This is a genomic window from Cupriavidus sp. WS (assembly GCF_000395345.1).
Taxonomy (GTDB): domain Bacteria; phylum Pseudomonadota; class Gammaproteobacteria; order Burkholderiales; family Burkholderiaceae; genus Cupriavidus; species Cupriavidus basilensis_B.
This window is the reverse complement of sequence record NZ_AQPL01000044.1, coordinates 22,410-37,077: the sequence shown is the minus strand read 5'-3', so window position 1 is coordinate 37,077 and position 14,668 is coordinate 22,410. Positions and strand designations below refer to the sequence as shown.

Below are 14,668 nucleotides of genomic sequence, written 5' to 3'. Positions count from 1 at the left end.
GGGGCCGTTTTCGCATGCGCGCCGGACTCAGGCGCGCAGCGTCGCTTCCATCCCCGCGCGCAGGTCGGCGATCAGGTCGCGCGTGTCCTCCAGGCCGATGTACAGGCGTACCAGCTCGCCCGTGCCTTCCCAGCCGGCCGGCGGCCAGCTGCCCGCCGGCCGCATGGTCTGCACGTGGTACGGCACCGCCAGGCTGTGCGCGCCACCCCAGGACCAGCCGATGGCGAACAGGCGCAGCGCCTCGACGAAGGCGTCGACCTGCGCGCGCGTGTAGCGCTCGCGCAGCACGATCGAGAACAGGCCGCTGGCGCCGGTGAAGTCGCGCCGCCAGAACTCGTGCCCCGGGCAGTCGGGCAGCGCCGGGTGCAGAACCTTGGCCACTTCCGGGCGCCGGCACAGCCATTCGGCCACCTCGCGCGCGGCGCGGTCGTGCGCGGCCAGCCGCACCGGCATGCTCGGCAGCGAGCGCAGCACCAGGTAGCAATCGTCGGCGGACACGCCCCAGCCCATCAGCATGCGGGAGCGCCTGATGCGGTCGTGGAGCTTGTCGTCGCGGGTCAGCACCGCACCCATCAGCACGTCGCTGCCGCCCGACTGGTACTTGGTCAGCGCCTGCACCGAGATGTCGATGCCCTTGTCGAACGGCCGGAAATACACGCCGGCCGACCAGGTATTGTCGATGGCGGTGAGCACGCCGCGCGCGCGCGCCGCGGCCACGATGGCTTCGGTGTCGGGGATTTCCATCGTCACCGAGCCGGGCGACTCCATCCAGATCAGCTTCGTGTTCTGGCGGATCAGGCCCGCGATGCCGGCGCCGATCATCGGGTCGTAGTAGCGCACCGACACGCCGAAATCGCGCGCCAGCCATTCGCCGTGCTCGCGGTTGGGGCCGTAGACGTTGTCGGGCACCAGCACGTCGTCGCCCGACTTGACCAGCGCGAAATACACCTGCGAGATCGCCGCCAGGCCGGACGGCAGCAGCAGCGTGTGGCGCGCGCCCTCGATCAGCGCCAGATGCTGGCACAGCGCCTCGCTGGTGGGCGTGGCGTGCAGGCCGTAGCGCCAGTAGGTGGTGGCGCCGTCGCCGTGCGCGCGCAGCTCCGCGAGGTTGCGGAAGACCACGGTGGAGCCCCGGTGCGTGGGCGGCGAGAACGAGGCGAAGCCGGGCGCGAGGTCCAGCTCCGGCTGGACGGCCACGGTTTGCAGGAAGGCGGGTTGGGGAGCGGGCTGAGAAGCGGAGGGCTCCGGCGGCTGGCGGTCGGACACGATGGTTCCTTGTCTGGCGATGACTCGATAAGCATTCGAGCTTACCAGCATTCCGGCGCGCGTTGGCCCGGGGTGCCTTCTTCGCCTCCGCCCGCGCCCGGCTGGCTAGTGGTCGGAGATCGACGACTTCGGCGGCGGCGGCGCGTAGGTGATGCCGCTGCCGGGCCTCATGTCGAACGGCGGGATCACCAGCACGCCGAGCGGCCGGATCATGAAAGGCAGCACGATGGCCGGGTTGGCCGGGTCGGTCCAGTTGCCGCGCACCGCGCCGGTGGCGTCGATGGCGCCCTCCCAGTTGCCGGTCACGTGGGTGCCGTCGCTGGATTCTTCCATCAGGAAGCCGCCGTTCTCGTATTCGCCGGCCAGCAGGCGCACGCCGCCGCCGCCCGCGCTGTATTCGCCGTGCACGCTGTCGCGCTCGTCCGGCTTGGGGCCGATGCGCAGGCGCACCGGCTGGTCGCCCAGCGTGCCCACATAGACCGGCAGCGACGCGTATTCGGGGCGCGGCGCGAGTGGCCGGGGCGCGCCCGTGGAAAGCTGCGCGCCGCGCTTCGCCTCGCCGTCGCGGATCGCCTGGTTGATGCCGAAGCCCTTGCCGTCGCCAGCCGGCGGCGCCGTGGACAGCTCGGTGCCGCCGGCGGCCAGCGCGGCGCCGGCCAGCATGGCCGCGGCCACGCCGGCCGCCAGCGGCAGCCGGGCGCGGAACGATCGGTTCGCGGGACGACGCACTGCCGCTGCCTCAGATGCGCTCGAAGATGGCCGCGATGCCCTGGCCGCCGCCGATGCACATCGTCACCAGCGCATAGCGGCCCTGCACGCGCTGCAGCTCGTACAGCGCCTTGACCGTGATCAGCGCGCCGGTGGCGCCGATCGGGTGGCCGAGCGAGATGCCGGAGCCGTTCGGGTTGACCTTGGCCGGATCGAGGCCGAGCGCCTTGGTCACGGCGCAGGCCTGCGCGGCGAACGCCTCGTTGGCTTCGATCACGTCGAGGTCCGCCACGCTCAGGCCGGCGCGCGCCAGCGCCTTCTTCGTGGCCGGCACCGGGCCGATGCCCATCGTCTTCGGGTCCACGCCGGCGTGCGCGTAGGACACCAGGCGCGCCAGCGGCTTGAGGCCGCGCTTCTCGGCCACGCCGCGCTCCATCAGCACCACGGCCGCGGCGGCGTCGTTCAGGCCCGAGGCATTGCCCGCGGTGACGGTGCCGTTTTCCTTGACGAAGACCGGCTTGAGCTTGGCCATGTCGTCGATGGTGACGTCGTGGCGCACGTGCTCGTCGGTGTCGAAGGTCACGTCGCCCTTGCGGGACTTGAGCGTGACCGGCAGGATCTGGTCCTTGAAGTGGCCGGCGCGGATGGCCGCCGAGGCGCGGCGGTGCGACTCCAGCGCGGTCTCGTCCTGCTGGCCGCGGCTGATGTCGTATTCCTTGGCCACGTTCTCCGCCGTCACGCCCATGTGGATGCTGTGGAACGGGTCGTGCAGCGCGCCGAGCATCATGTCGAGCAGCTTGGCGTCGCCCATGCGCGCGCCCCAGCGGGCCGACTGCGCCAGGTACGGCGCGCGGCTCATGCTCTCGGCGCCGCCGCCGATGGCCACGTCGGTGTCGCCCAGCAGGATGGTCTGCGCGGCGCTCACGATGGCCTGCAGGCCCGAGCCGCACAGGCGGTTGACCGTCAGCGCGGGCGCGTCGATGCTCACGCCGCCCTCCACCGCCGCCACGCGCGACAGGTACATGTCGCGCGGCTCGGTCTGGATGACGTTGCCGAACACCACGTGGCCGACCTCGTCGCCGCCGACCTGCGCGCGGGACAAGGCCTCGCGCACGACCAGGGCGCCCATCTGGGTCGGGGAAAAATCCTTCAGGCTGCCGCCGAAGGTACCGATCGCGGTCCGGACGCCGCTCACCACCACCACTTCACGTGTCATCTTGTGTCTCCTGGGCTGATGTTGCAGCGCACAGTATAGCGGCGCGCCGGGCAAAACGAACGACCGTACTTTTACCTAAGCCTCGCCGGGCGGGTCAGACCTCGCCCCACAGGTCGTGGCCGTCGGCGCCGGTGATCTTGACCTCGACGAACTCGCCGACCTTGTAGCGCTGCCCCGCGCCCGCCGGCGGATCGATATAGACCAGCCCGTCGATCTCCGGCGCATCCGCGGCCGAGCGGCCGATGCCGCCGTCCTGGTTGACCTCGTCCACCAGCACGCGCAGCGTCTGCCCCACCTTGCGCTGCAGGCGGCGCGCCGAGACTGCCTCCGCCACCTCCATGAAGCGCGCGCGGCGCTCCTCGCGCACCTCGTCCGGCAAGGCGCCCGGCAGGTCGTTGGCGGTGGCGCCGTCCACCGGCGAATAGGCGAAGCAGCCCACGCGGTCCAGTTCAGCCTCGGCGATGAAGTCCAGCAGCGTCTGGAACTCCGCCTCGGTCTCGCCGGGGAAGCCGGCGATGAAGGTGCTGCGGATGGTCAGCTCCGGGCAGATCTCGCGCCACGCGCGGATGCGGTCCATCGTTTTCTCGGCATTGGCCGGGCGCTTCATGCGCTTGAGCACGTCCGGGTGCGCGTGCTGCAGCGGCACGTCCAGGTAAGGCAGCACGTGGCCCTGCGACATCAGCGGAATGATCTCGTCCACGTGCGGGTACGGGTACACATAGTGCAGGCGCACCCAGGCGCCGTAGCGGCTCGCCAGTTCGCCCAGCGCCGCCACCAGCTCGGTCATGCGCGTCTTGAGCGGGCGGCCGTCCCAGAAGCCGGTGCGGTACTTCACGTCCACACCGTAGGCGCTGGTGTCCTGCGAGATCACCAGCAGCTCCTTGACGCCCGACTTGAACAGGTTCTCCGCCTCCAGCATGACCTCCGCCACCGGGCGCGACACTAGGTCGCCGCGCATCGACGGGATGATGCAGAACGAGCAGCGATGATTGCAGCCCTCGGAGATCTTCAGGTAGGCGTAATGCTTGGGCGTGAGCTTGATGCCGGCCGGCGGCACCAGGTCGGTAAACGGATCGTGCGGCTTGGGCAGGTGCGCGTGCACCGCCTGCATCACCTCGCCCAGCGCGTGCGGGCCGGTCACGGCCAGCACCTTGGGATGCACCGAGGTAATCATGTCCTCGCCATTGGCGTTCTTCTTCGCGCCCAGGCAGCCGGTCACGATGACCTTGCCGTTCTCGGTCAGCGCCTCGCCGATGGCGTCCAGGCTCTCCTGCACCGCCTCGTCGATGAAGCCGCAGGTATTGACCACCACCAGGTCCGCGCCGTCGTAGGTGCCGCTGATGGCGTAGCCCTCGGCGCGCAGCTGGGTGATGATCTGCTCGGAGTCGACCAGGGCTTTCGGGCAGCCCAGGCTGACGAACCCCACATTCGGAATACGGTCTTTGTTGGTCGTTGATTCTGCAGGGTTTTTCACGGTTACTTCCAGATGTGGGGCGGGCCGGGCGGGACATGGCCGCCGGGCCGTACGAAGCCAATCGCGCATTTTAACCGTTCGCCGGCGTTTGCCGGCGGCTAAGGCCACACATCTCCATTCACCCGAAGTCTCTCCCCATTTGACGCCTAAGAAGTCGTTTCAAAATGGAGCGAAGCGGTCCTGGCTAAGGCCGAGCAGGGAATTCGGTGATCCGCCTGCGCAGCGACGCGCCCTGCAAGGGTGCGGCCGCAGACAGTACAAGTGGTACTTGCCGTGCCGCGCAACGATGCCAGGATCTTCTTGAAACGGCTTCTAGAGCCTCACGGCCGTGAGGCCGTGCACCCACCCTCCCACTTGCGAACAGCTGAAATCGTTCGAGACTCCACTTCGACGGCAGCCACCAAGCTGGTGACTGCTCTTGCACCTGCGACAGATCGCTTGCCAGTCCCTACGAAAAGCTACTCTTAATTAACATTATGCCAATGCCATATCAGCGAGCGCCGGTTCCTTTTTTGTTCTTGCCGTACCGAACTATGGCCAGATCGGGCAGCCACAAGCAGCATGTTTGCCGAGGGGCGGTTGCCCGGCTCCAATGCCATATGCACATTGCTTTTCTGCCTCACGCTCGTCAGGGAGCCCGTAATCGGGACAGGGTCCACTGGTCCACTATCTCAGTTCACTCATGCCGACGTCAGCCGTCGGCGGATATGCAGCCCCTTATGCGCCTCCTCACCGATACCCTCTATTGCAGGCTCAGTTCCAGCCCTCCCTTGCAGTCCACCAATGCCAAGTATTTCTGCCCGCCTTTGCGGAATGCAATGCTCGACAGCGTGGAGTCATACACCGAGCCGGGGACAAATTCGATATCGTCAGCTCCTTTTCCGTTGCGGATAAAATAATCGCGTACGGCTGATTCATAAAACTGCGGAGTCGCATCTGGGCAAGTCCCCGTATTACCATCATAGTGGCGCAACCCTATTACAAATGGGACCAAGAAGATCGCCAACACAGCAGCAACCAGGACACCGACAAGAGCAACCCCCATCCGATTTAATATTTTCAATATTATTTTCATTTACTATAAATAAATTATCCACATAAGTATAAAATAAACAAATAAAATAATACCCCCCCCGAAGAAGAACTTTTGCTTCTCTATTTCTTACCAGGACCGAGCGGGGGATCCTTCGGTGTGGGATACTTGATCAGCGGCATCGATTGGTTACTCAAAGGACCATCGAATTCGAGCGGAGCGGCTCCAGTGAATTCGATGGTGTAGTCAGTATGGCCAAAGGTATCGCCAATCCAGCGAAGGAAGGTAGTCAGAGCCTCCTGATAAAATTTGCGCACATTCGGGTCCGCATCGTAGCGATCCGGATTCAGGGTGTAGTGCCCCCTGAACGAATAGTGACCGTTTTCCGTAACGGTTACGATGCCGTCGATTCGACCGGAAACCCGACCAAGCGTACCGCCGACCCAACCATTCTGCAGCATTGGCTCGAAGGTATTGTATGAAAAGGGCACGTTGATGGCATATTGACCGGGTGTGCGGTTCAATTGCACAAGGGCTTTGAAATCACCATGAATTCTATCGAGTGCGAGAGAAAGCTGCAGACCTTCGACCGGGACGCGCACGCTCTGGCCACCACCGTCAATCCAGTGCCACAACGCCTTGATTGGTAGCAGCGGATTACCATACCAGCTTCGCCCTGGATCCGCTGAGGTCAAGCGGCCATTTGCCTGCCATTGATACAACCCCGCGAGTTCGGCCACGAAATTTGGGCGCATGGCCTGCTCCAATGTCAGACCATATTGCGAACCACCAACGATATCCAGCGAGTGAGCCGCCATGTGATCAGTAAACTCGCCCCACGAGCGAATCTGCCCCCACGCAAAGGGACCAGGTCGGCCACTCAAGCCCTTGCAGAATTCCTCAAGGACGCCTTGAGGGTTACCCAATTGGGCCTGGTCAAAAACCTTCACGCCGTTGTACATTAAGCCGTAGGCCAACTGCGCCGGATTAGTAGGAGGCGAACCCGGGGGTGGCATGACGGGCGAGGTACCGCTGCTACCAGTACCCCAAAATGGATCACCTTGTGGCGGATTTGCATAGACCGTGACGGTCGGGAGAGTACCAATATCAATTGACATGAAATTTCTCAGCAATAATTGAATTCGGTATAGAGAAACAAAAATCCGTCTAAATCCACCTTGACAGGCATGAACCCACTGAACAAGCAGAGGCTGCCTGTTCACGTCGCCCGACCCGAGCTAGGAAAAATCTCTTCGCTCCGACGCGCGCAACGCGACGGACTGGCCTCTCCACTCCAACCACGCGCCTCTCTTGACTTTCTTGACTCTCTTTATCCCCAATCGAGTCAACAATGGCATCTCCAGTCATGGATTAACAAGAGACAGCCGGGCACAATGGGGCAGCATACCGATTCTGCAATCGCGATAAAATCGGCCAACTCCTAATCCGATCATCTTATTTTTGTTACCGGAATTAAATATGAATTAATTATTTTTATGGAACCAATTCAACGGCAATTTGATTTCGGAAAAAACCTAGGTATATTCCGAAGTTCACAAAAATCTCAGCGCCCTGAGTCGATAAGATCACAGAGAACAGTCTTGGCACCCGATGGATTCTTCCGCACTCACTAGGTGCCGCTTTTGGGTTGCTGAGCACACGCTGACATCCAGAGTGCTGCAGTAACGCTCCGCCTATGTGACGCCGGAGGTAGTTAGCTAGCGTCGTGCTGGAGGCGGGACGGCGCCGTGACAGTAGTGAGCTGACACGCAGGCTGTGGGAGTGAGAGCATTGCGGACAGTGTCGAACGGCTGATGGAAAGCGAACTCGCTCCGCAATATCAGGGGTTCGAATCGGAATGACGGCGAGACTATGCTATGGGGAGAAATACTAAGCAAACATCACTTTAGCGATGACGATGCTGGCAAGGGCGCCACAGCATTTTCTATCACCCCACGTATTTCCCTCGAATCCTGCATGCGCCGGATCGCGTCATGCAGTTCGGCGGCCTGCGGCCAGGTCCGCTTCAGGTAGCTGAGCCACAGCTTGACGCGGCCGTGCTCATGGCAGGAGGCGATGCGGTCCTGCAGTTTCTTCAGGTAGTCGGCGATATGGCGGAGCACCAGCGGCCATTCCTCGCCGCAGGGCGAGCGCTCCATGCGCCCGCGTATGCGCAGGGCCAGGAAGGGATCGGACACGGCGCCGCGCCCGATCATCACGTCGGCGCAGCCGCTCACGGCCCGGCATCGCTCCCAGTCGTCCACGGTCCAGACGTCGCCGTTGGCGATGACGGGCACGTCCACCGCGTCATCGATGCGAGCGATCCATTCCCAGTGGGCCGGGGGCCGGTAGCCGTGGTCGCGCGTGCGGGCATGCACGACGATGGAGGCCGCGCCGCCTTCGGCCAGCGCGGTGGCGCAGTCGATGGCCAGCGAGGTGTCGGACACGCCCAGCCGCATCTTGGCGGTCACGGCGATGCCGGCGGGCACCGCGGCGCGGACCGACGACACGATGCGGTTGAGCAGGCCGGGGTCCGCCAGCAGCATGGCCCCTCCGCCGTGCCGGTTGACGACCTTCGCGGGACAGCCGAAGTTGAGGTCGAGGCCGTGCGGCGACAGCGCCGCGGCCTGGGCGGCATTCCGCGCCAGCCATTCGGGATCGCTGCCGAGCAACTGGATCACCATCGGCGTGCCGCCGGGCGTGCGGGCGCCGTGCAACACCTCGGGCGTGTCCCGCTCGTAGACGCGCCCGGGCAGCAGCGAGCCCGTCACCCGGACGAACTCGGAGACGCACCCGTCATAGCCGCCCGCGGCGGTCAGCACGTCGCGCAGGACGTAGTCGGCAAGCCCTTCCATCGGGGCGAGGAAGAGCCGGCTCATGCGGGAGTGGGCGCGCAGCCGCTGCCCTTGCCCCGGCGATACGCCGGCGCCGCGGAAAACGCGAAACCGGGCGCCTGGACGGGCTCGGCCTGGGCGGCATGTGCTGCGGGAATGGCTTGGATTTCGGAGGGCATCGGGATTGGCGCTGCGCGGACGATCACGCAGATGAATCGCCACATTCGGGAGAGGCAGCCGCCGCGATCGTTGCTGGCGCTGCCCGGACCGGCGTGATTCTAACCGATCCCCCGGCGGCGGACTTCGGCGCGGGCCGCGGGGAGCCGTTGCGAGATCGTAGCGCATACGCTACAGTCTGGCCATGTTCGAGATCCGGACCACGACCACCTTCGACGCCTGGTTCGCCGGGCTGCGCGACCGGCAGGCCCGGATCCGCATACAGGTCCGCATCGACCGCCTGGAGCACGGAAACCCCGGCGATGCCAAGCCTGTCGGCGGCGGCATCAGCGAAATGCGCATCGACCACGGGCCCGGTTACAGAGTCTATTTTCAGCAACGCGGCGCGGTGCTCGTGATCCTGCTATGCGGCGGAGACAAGGCGACACAGCAGGCCGACATCGACAAAGCCCATGCCATCGCCGCACGTCTCGACCTGGAGTAAGCCATGAAAGAATCCACTCGCCCCTGGGACTCCGCCGAACACCTGAAAACGGACGAGGATATGGTCGCCTATTTCGAGGCCTGCCTGGCCGAAGCCGGCGACGATCCCAGTTTCATCGCGCATGCGCTGGGCGTCATCGCCAAGGCGCGGGGCATGTCGAAGCTGGCGCGCGACACGGGGCTGTCGCGCGAGAACCTCTATCGTTCCCTGTCAGGCGAAGGCAACCCCGAATTCAGCACCATCTGGAAGGTGATGCGCGCACTGGGAATCCGTCTGCACGCCGGCCCGGCCTGAGGCCAGCCATTTCGACGATCGTCCGGCCAGCCCTTGCGCGAAAACCTGCCGCCCGTGGCCGGGGCGGAGATGGTGGCAGGCCAGCCGGCAGGCACCCGCCCTACTTCTTCTCCGGCTGATTGAACGGGAACGTGCCGAACATGTTCTTGGCCTGGCTCTGCATCTGTTCCTGCATCTGCACGAACAGGTTCTTGCTCTGCTCGATGTAGTTGCTCATCATCCCCTGCATCATCGGGCCCTGCATGTTCATGAACTGGGACCACATGTCGGGGCTGAACGGCTCGCCCGAGTACAGGCCCTTGGAGTTCTCGGCCAGCTTGCTCTGGATGTCGATGAAGGCCTGGATGTTCTTCTCCAGGTAGGTGCCCATCATGCCCTGCATCGCATGGCCGTAGAAGCGGATGATCTGCGAGAGCATCGCGCTGGAGAACATCGGCACGCCGCCGGTCTCTTCTTCCAGGATGATCTGCAGCAGGATGCTGCGCGTGAGCTCGTCACCGGACTTGGCGTCGATCACCTTGAAATCCTCGGTGTCCATCACGAGCTGCTTGACGTCCGCCAGCGTGATGTAGGTGCTGGTCTGCGTGTCGTAGAGCCGGCGATTTGGATACTTCTTGATCAGTCGCTCTGCGCCTTTCTTGGTGGTAGCCATCGGTGCTCTATCCTTTTATCGTCGCTGTTGCATGCTGCTGCACCGCATGCTGTGCGGTGCGCAATCGGGGGAACCGCCAGCGGGGGATACAACGTGTTGACCTGCAACGCATGATCTATTTTGGTGCGGGCATGCCGCTGCCCTGATTCTATGCCCAACAAGGCACTATTGAAAGCCGGCGCGTTTAAGGAAAACCCGCACGGGGCAATGGATTGCGGGAATTCCCGGGGGAAGGCCGCGGTTTCCGGCGCAGCATTGACGCGGTGCGGGCAATGCAACGCAATATCGGCGCCGGAAAAGAAAAGGCCCTCCGCAGAGGGCCCTGGCACTGGCAGGCCGCCCCGGCAGCGAGGCGGTCCCGCGCTCAGCCCATGTGCAGGCCGCCGTTGAGCGAGAAGTCCGCGCCGGTGGCGAAGCCCGACTCGTCCGAGGCCAGCCACGCGCAGATCGACGCGATTTCTTCCGGGCCGCCGAGGCGCTTGACCGGAATCGTGCCGACGATCTTGTCGAGCACGTCCTGGCGGATCGACTTGACCATGTCGGTGGCGATGTAGCCCGGCGACACGGTGTTGACGGTCACGCCCTTGGTCGCCACTTCCTGCGCCAGCGCCATCGTGAAGCCGTGCAGGCCCGCCTTGGCGGTCGAGTAGTTGGTCTGGCCGAACTGGCCTTTCTGGCCGTTGACCGACGAGATGTTGATGATGCGGCCGAAACCGCGGTCGGCCATGCCGTCGATGACCTGCTTGGTCACGTTGAACAGCGACGTCAGGTTGGTGTCGATCACGGCGTCCCAGTCGGCGCGCGTCATCTTGCGGAACACCACGTCGCGCGTGATGCCGGCGTTGTTGATGAGGACGTCGACCTCGCCGACCTCGGCCTTGACCTTGTCGAAGGCGGCCTTGGTCGAATCCCAGTCGGCCACGTTGCCCTCGGACGCGACGAAATCGAAGCCCAGGGCCTTCTGCTGCTCGAGCCACCTCTCGCGGCGCGGCGAATTGGGGCCGCAGCCCGCCACCACCTTGAAGCCTTCCTTGGCCAGGCGTTGGCAGATGGCCGTTCCGATGCCGCCCATGCCACCCGTTACGTATGCGATGCGCTGAGTCATATCTACTCCTTGATGGCTAGTTGTTATTAGGCCGGCGGCGGGAAAGCCATCTCGCCGCCGGCACACCCCTCTGAGCGGCCGGGCGCGGCATGCCGCGCCCGGCCATCGCTTTGCTTACCGGCGTTCCACCGCTCGCGCTCTGTTACTGGCGTTCCACCGCCAGCGCCACGCCCATGCCGCCGCCGATGCACAGCGAGGCCAGGCCCTTCTTCGCGTCGCGGCGCTTCATCTCGTGCAGCAGCGTGACCAGCACGCGGCAGCCGGACGCGCCGATCGGGTGGCCGATGGCGATGGCGCCGCCGTTGACGTTGACCTTGGAGGTGTCCCAGCCCATCTGCTGGTGCACGGCCAGGGCCTGCGCGGCGAAGGCTTCGTTGATTTCCATCAGGTCGAGCTCCCCGACGCTCCAGCCGGCGCGCGACAGGCAGCGCTTGGAGGCCGGCACCGGGCCCATGCCCATCACCTTGGGATCGACGCCGGCGGTGCCGTAGGCGCGGATGGTGGCCAGCGGGGTCAGGCCGAGCTCCTTGGCCTTGGCGGCGGACATCACCACCACGGCGGCGGCGCCGTCGTTCAGGCCCGAGGCGTTGGCCGCCGTCACCGTGCCGGCCTTGTCGAAGGCGGGCTTGAGGCCGGACAGGCCGTCCAGCGTGACGCCGTGGCGCACGTATTCGTCGGTGGCGAACAGCACCGGGTCGCCCTTGCGCTGGGGAATCGGCACCGGCACGATTTCCTCGGCGAACCTGCCGGCCTTCTGCGCGGCCTCGGCCTTGTTCTGCGAGCCGACCGCGAATTCGTCCTGGGCCTCGCGCGTGATGCCGTATTCCTTGGCCACGTTCTCGGCGGTGACGCCCATGTGGTACTGGTTATAGACGTCCCACAGGCCGTCCACGATCATGCTGTCGACCAGCTTGGCGTCGCCCATGCGGAAGCCGTCGCGCGAGCCCGGCAGCACGTGCGGGGCGGCGCTCATGTTTTCCTGGCCGCCCGCCACCACGATCTCGGCATCGCCGGCGGCGATGGCGTTGGCGGCCAGCATCACGGCCTTCAGGCCGGAGCCGCACACCTTGTTGATGGTCATGGCCGGCACCATCACCGGCAGGCCGGCCTTGAGCGAGGCCTGGCGCGCCGGGTTCTGGCCGGAGCCGGCGGCGAGCACCTGGCCCATGATCACTTCGCTGACCTGCTCGGGCTTGACGCCGGCGCGCTCGAGCGCGGCCTTGATGACGATGGCGCCCAGCTCGGGCGCCGGGATCTTGGCGAGCGAGCCGCCGAACTTGCCAACCGCGGTACGGGCAGCGGATACGATGACAATGTCAGTCATTGGGAGATCCTCTCGAGGTAATTGCATGTAGGAAGTGAATCAGCCGGCCGCGTGCGGCAGCCGGCCCGGACCTGTCTCATGCCCTGGCCTTGACGTAGCGTCCGGGGGCAGGCTCGATGGCACGGTAGTCCTTGTTTCCGTAGTCCGCAGGCGCGGCCTTGCGCGCGCCGGCATGTTTGGCCAGCCACGCCGACCAGTCCGGCCACCAGCTGCCGGGATGCTCGGTCGCGCCGTCCAGCCATGCCTGCGCGGAGTCTGCGATCTTGTCGTTGATCCAGTGGCTGCGCTTGTTCTTGGCCGGCGGATTGATCACGCCGGCGATGTGGCCGGACGCGCCGAGCACGAAGCGCACCTTGTTCTCGAGCAGCGCGGTCGAGGCGTAGGACGACATCCACGGCACGATGTGGTCCTCGCGCGAGCCGTAGACATAGGTCGGCACGTCGATGCTGCCCAGGTCCACCGGCGCGTTGCACACGGTCAGCCGGCCCGGCACCTTCAGTTCGTTCTGCAGGTAGGTGTGGCGCAGGTACCAGCAGTACCACGGGCCCGGCAGGTTGGTGGCGTCGCCGTTCCAGAACAGCAGGTCGAACGGCACCGGCGTGTTGCCCTTCAGGTAGTTGTCGACGACGTAGTTCCACACCAGGTCGTTGGGGCGCAGGAACGAGAACGTGTTGGCCAGCTCCACGCCGCGCAGCAGCGCGCAGGGCGCGCCCGCCGCGCCGCCGAGGGTGGCCTCGCGCAACTGCACGTGGGCCTCGTCGACGAACACGTCCAACACGCCGGTGTCGGCGAAGTCGAGCAGCGTGGTGAGCAGCGTCAGGCTGGCCACGGGGCGCTCGCCGCGGTGGGCCAGCACGGCCAGCGCGGTGGCGGCGATGGTGCCGCCCACGCAGAAGCCGAGCAGGTTGATCTTGTCCTGGCCGCTGATCTCGCGCACGACCTCGATCGCGCGGATCGCCGCGTGCTCGATGTAGTCGTCCCAGCCCAGCTCCGCCATCGAGGCGTCCGGGTTGCGCCACGACACCACGTAGACCGTGTGGCCCTGCCCCACCATGTAGTTGACCAGCGAGCTTTCGGGCTGCAGGTCGAGGATGTAGTACTTGTTGATGCAGGGCGGCACCAGCAGCAGCGGGCGCGCGAACACCTTGCTGGTGGTGGCCTTGTACTGCAGCAGCTGGAAGTAGGTGTTCTCGTAGACCACCGCGCCTTCGGTGACGGCCACGTTGCGGCCCACCTCGAAGGCGGAGTCGTCGGTCTGCGAGATCTTGCCGCGGCCGAGGTCGTCCAGCATGTTGCGCACGCCGGCGCGCAGCGATTCGCCGCCCGACTCGATCAGGCGCTGCTGCGCCTCCGGGTTGGTGGCGAGGAAGTTGGCCGGCGACATGGCGTCGACCCACTGCGAGATCGCGAAGCGGATGCGCTGGCGCGTCTTGGCGTCGGCCTCGACCGCGCCGGCCAGCTCGTTCATGGCGCGCGCGTTGATGAGGTAGAACGCGGCCGCGTAGTGGAACGCGGCGCTGCTGCGCCAGGCTTCGCCGGAGAAGCGGCGGTCGCCCAGGACCGGGGCGGGACCGGCATCGCCCTCGGCCATGCGGCGCCACAGTTCGGTGAAGTCCTTCATGTAGCGCTGCTGGATGTCGGCAAGCTGGTCGGGCGGGATCTTCACGCCCGCCGCGGCGGAACCGGCCAGCGCCTCGAAGCCGGGGATGCCCGGCATGCCGGGCAAGCCCTGGGGCATTGCCGCGCCGTTGCCGCTGCCATTACCGCTACCACTGCCGTTGGCCTGCGCCTGACGGGACCATGCCAGCCATGCCGCTGGATCGAATGGCCCCGGTGCAAATGAAAACGGTTGGGACTTGTCTTCCTTGGAGGAAGCTGCCGCACCTTTGCCGGTTGCCATGATGTTTCGTCTCTCTGCCGTCACTTATTTGAAGGCCGGCCGGACGGTGTGCCGCCACTGCGCGCTACGCCGCCGCCAGCCCCGGGACCGGCCCGCCCCGGCGCCCTCGGCTGGTGGCGCCATGCGGTATGCTTGCCGGATATGCCGCGCCGCGGACCGGGCGGTCCCGGCGGAGCCTGCGAATGACCGCGAGCAGACCGC

Annotated in this window: 13 protein-coding genes; 2 read left to right on the top strand and 11 right to left on the bottom strand. The window is 65.6% G+C overall.

The features are described 5' to 3' along the window. Positions 1–27 precede the first annotated feature (27 nt). From K206_RS0104585 to K206_RS0104565, 7 genes are all read right to left on the bottom strand, one after another. The gene (locus K206_RS0104585) at positions 28–1,266 is read right to left on the bottom strand and encodes a cystathionine beta-lyase (protein ID WP_029043232.1); all 1,239 of its coding nucleotides are present in this window, start codon (positions 1,264–1,266) and stop codon (positions 28–30) included. A gap of 105 nt (positions 1,267–1,371) precedes the next feature. Then, entirely contained in the window at positions 1,372–1,929 is a 558-nt protein-coding gene (locus K206_RS0104580) for a hypothetical protein (protein WP_052165784.1), read from the bottom strand. Between the two features lie 76 nt (positions 1,930–2,005). Continuing rightward, on the bottom strand, positions 2,006–3,190 hold the full coding sequence (bktB, locus tag K206_RS0104575; protein ID WP_029043230.1) for a beta-ketothiolase BktB: 1,185 nt from the start codon (positions 3,188–3,190) through the stop codon (positions 2,006–2,008). A gap of 94 nt (positions 3,191–3,284) precedes the next feature. Beyond that, complete coding sequence (gene rimO / locus K206_RS0104570; RefSeq protein ID WP_052165781.1) at positions 3,285–4,664, bottom strand: 30S ribosomal protein S12 methylthiotransferase RimO; 1,380 nt, start codon at positions 4,662–4,664, stop codon at positions 3,285–3,287. Positions 4,665–5,406: 742 nt separating this feature from the next. Continuing rightward, complete coding sequence (locus K206_RS42615) at positions 5,407–5,739, bottom strand: hypothetical protein (protein WP_155887943.1); 333 nt, start codon at positions 5,737–5,739, stop codon at positions 5,407–5,409. A gap of 80 nt (positions 5,740–5,819) precedes the next feature. Further along, positions 5,820–6,815, bottom strand: coding sequence for a lipid II-degrading bacteriocin (locus K206_RS42610; protein WP_155887942.1), 996 nt, complete (start codon positions 6,813–6,815; stop codon positions 5,820–5,822). Between the two features lie 783 nt (positions 6,816–7,598). Next, positions 7,599–8,576, bottom strand: a complete 978-nt coding sequence (locus tag K206_RS0104565) for a tRNA-dihydrouridine synthase (protein ID WP_029043229.1) — start codon at positions 8,574–8,576, stop codon at positions 7,599–7,601. Between the two features lie 316 nt (positions 8,577–8,892). Here K206_RS0104565 and K206_RS0104560 point away from each other — a divergent pair, with 316 nt between their 5' ends. After that, the gene (locus tag K206_RS0104560; protein WP_020201229.1) at positions 8,893–9,192 is read left to right on the top strand and encodes a type II toxin-antitoxin system RelE/ParE family toxin; all 300 of its coding nucleotides are present in this window, start codon (positions 8,893–8,895) and stop codon (positions 9,190–9,192) included. A gap of 3 nt (positions 9,193–9,195) precedes the next feature. After that, the gene (locus K206_RS0104555; RefSeq protein WP_029043227.1) at positions 9,196–9,486 is read left to right on the top strand and encodes an addiction module antidote protein; all 291 of its coding nucleotides are present in this window, start codon (positions 9,196–9,198) and stop codon (positions 9,484–9,486) included. A gap of 100 nt (positions 9,487–9,586) precedes the next feature. Here K206_RS0104555 and phaR read toward each other — a convergent pair whose 3' ends face one another. The 4 genes from phaR to phaC all read right to left on the bottom strand — a co-directional run bounded on the left by phaR (position 9,587) and on the right by phaC (position 14,467). Beyond that, positions 9,587–10,138, bottom strand: coding sequence for a polyhydroxyalkanoate synthesis repressor PhaR (gene phaR / locus K206_RS0104550; RefSeq protein ID WP_017229831.1), 552 nt, complete (start codon positions 10,136–10,138; stop codon positions 9,587–9,589). 364 nt (positions 10,139–10,502) lie between these two features. Continuing rightward, complete coding sequence (locus K206_RS0104545; RefSeq protein WP_029043226.1) at positions 10,503–11,243, bottom strand: 3-ketoacyl-ACP reductase; 741 nt, start codon at positions 11,241–11,243, stop codon at positions 10,503–10,505. Positions 11,244–11,385: 142 nt separating this feature from the next. Further along, positions 11,386–12,567, bottom strand: a complete 1,182-nt coding sequence (locus tag K206_RS0104540; protein WP_020201226.1) for an acetyl-CoA C-acetyltransferase — start codon at positions 12,565–12,567, stop codon at positions 11,386–11,388. 76 nt (positions 12,568–12,643) lie between these two features. After that, on the bottom strand, positions 12,644–14,467 hold the full coding sequence (gene phaC, locus K206_RS0104535) for a class I poly(R)-hydroxyalkanoic acid synthase (protein WP_029043225.1): 1,824 nt from the start codon (positions 14,465–14,467) through the stop codon (positions 12,644–12,646). Positions 14,468–14,668 lie beyond the last annotated feature (201 nt).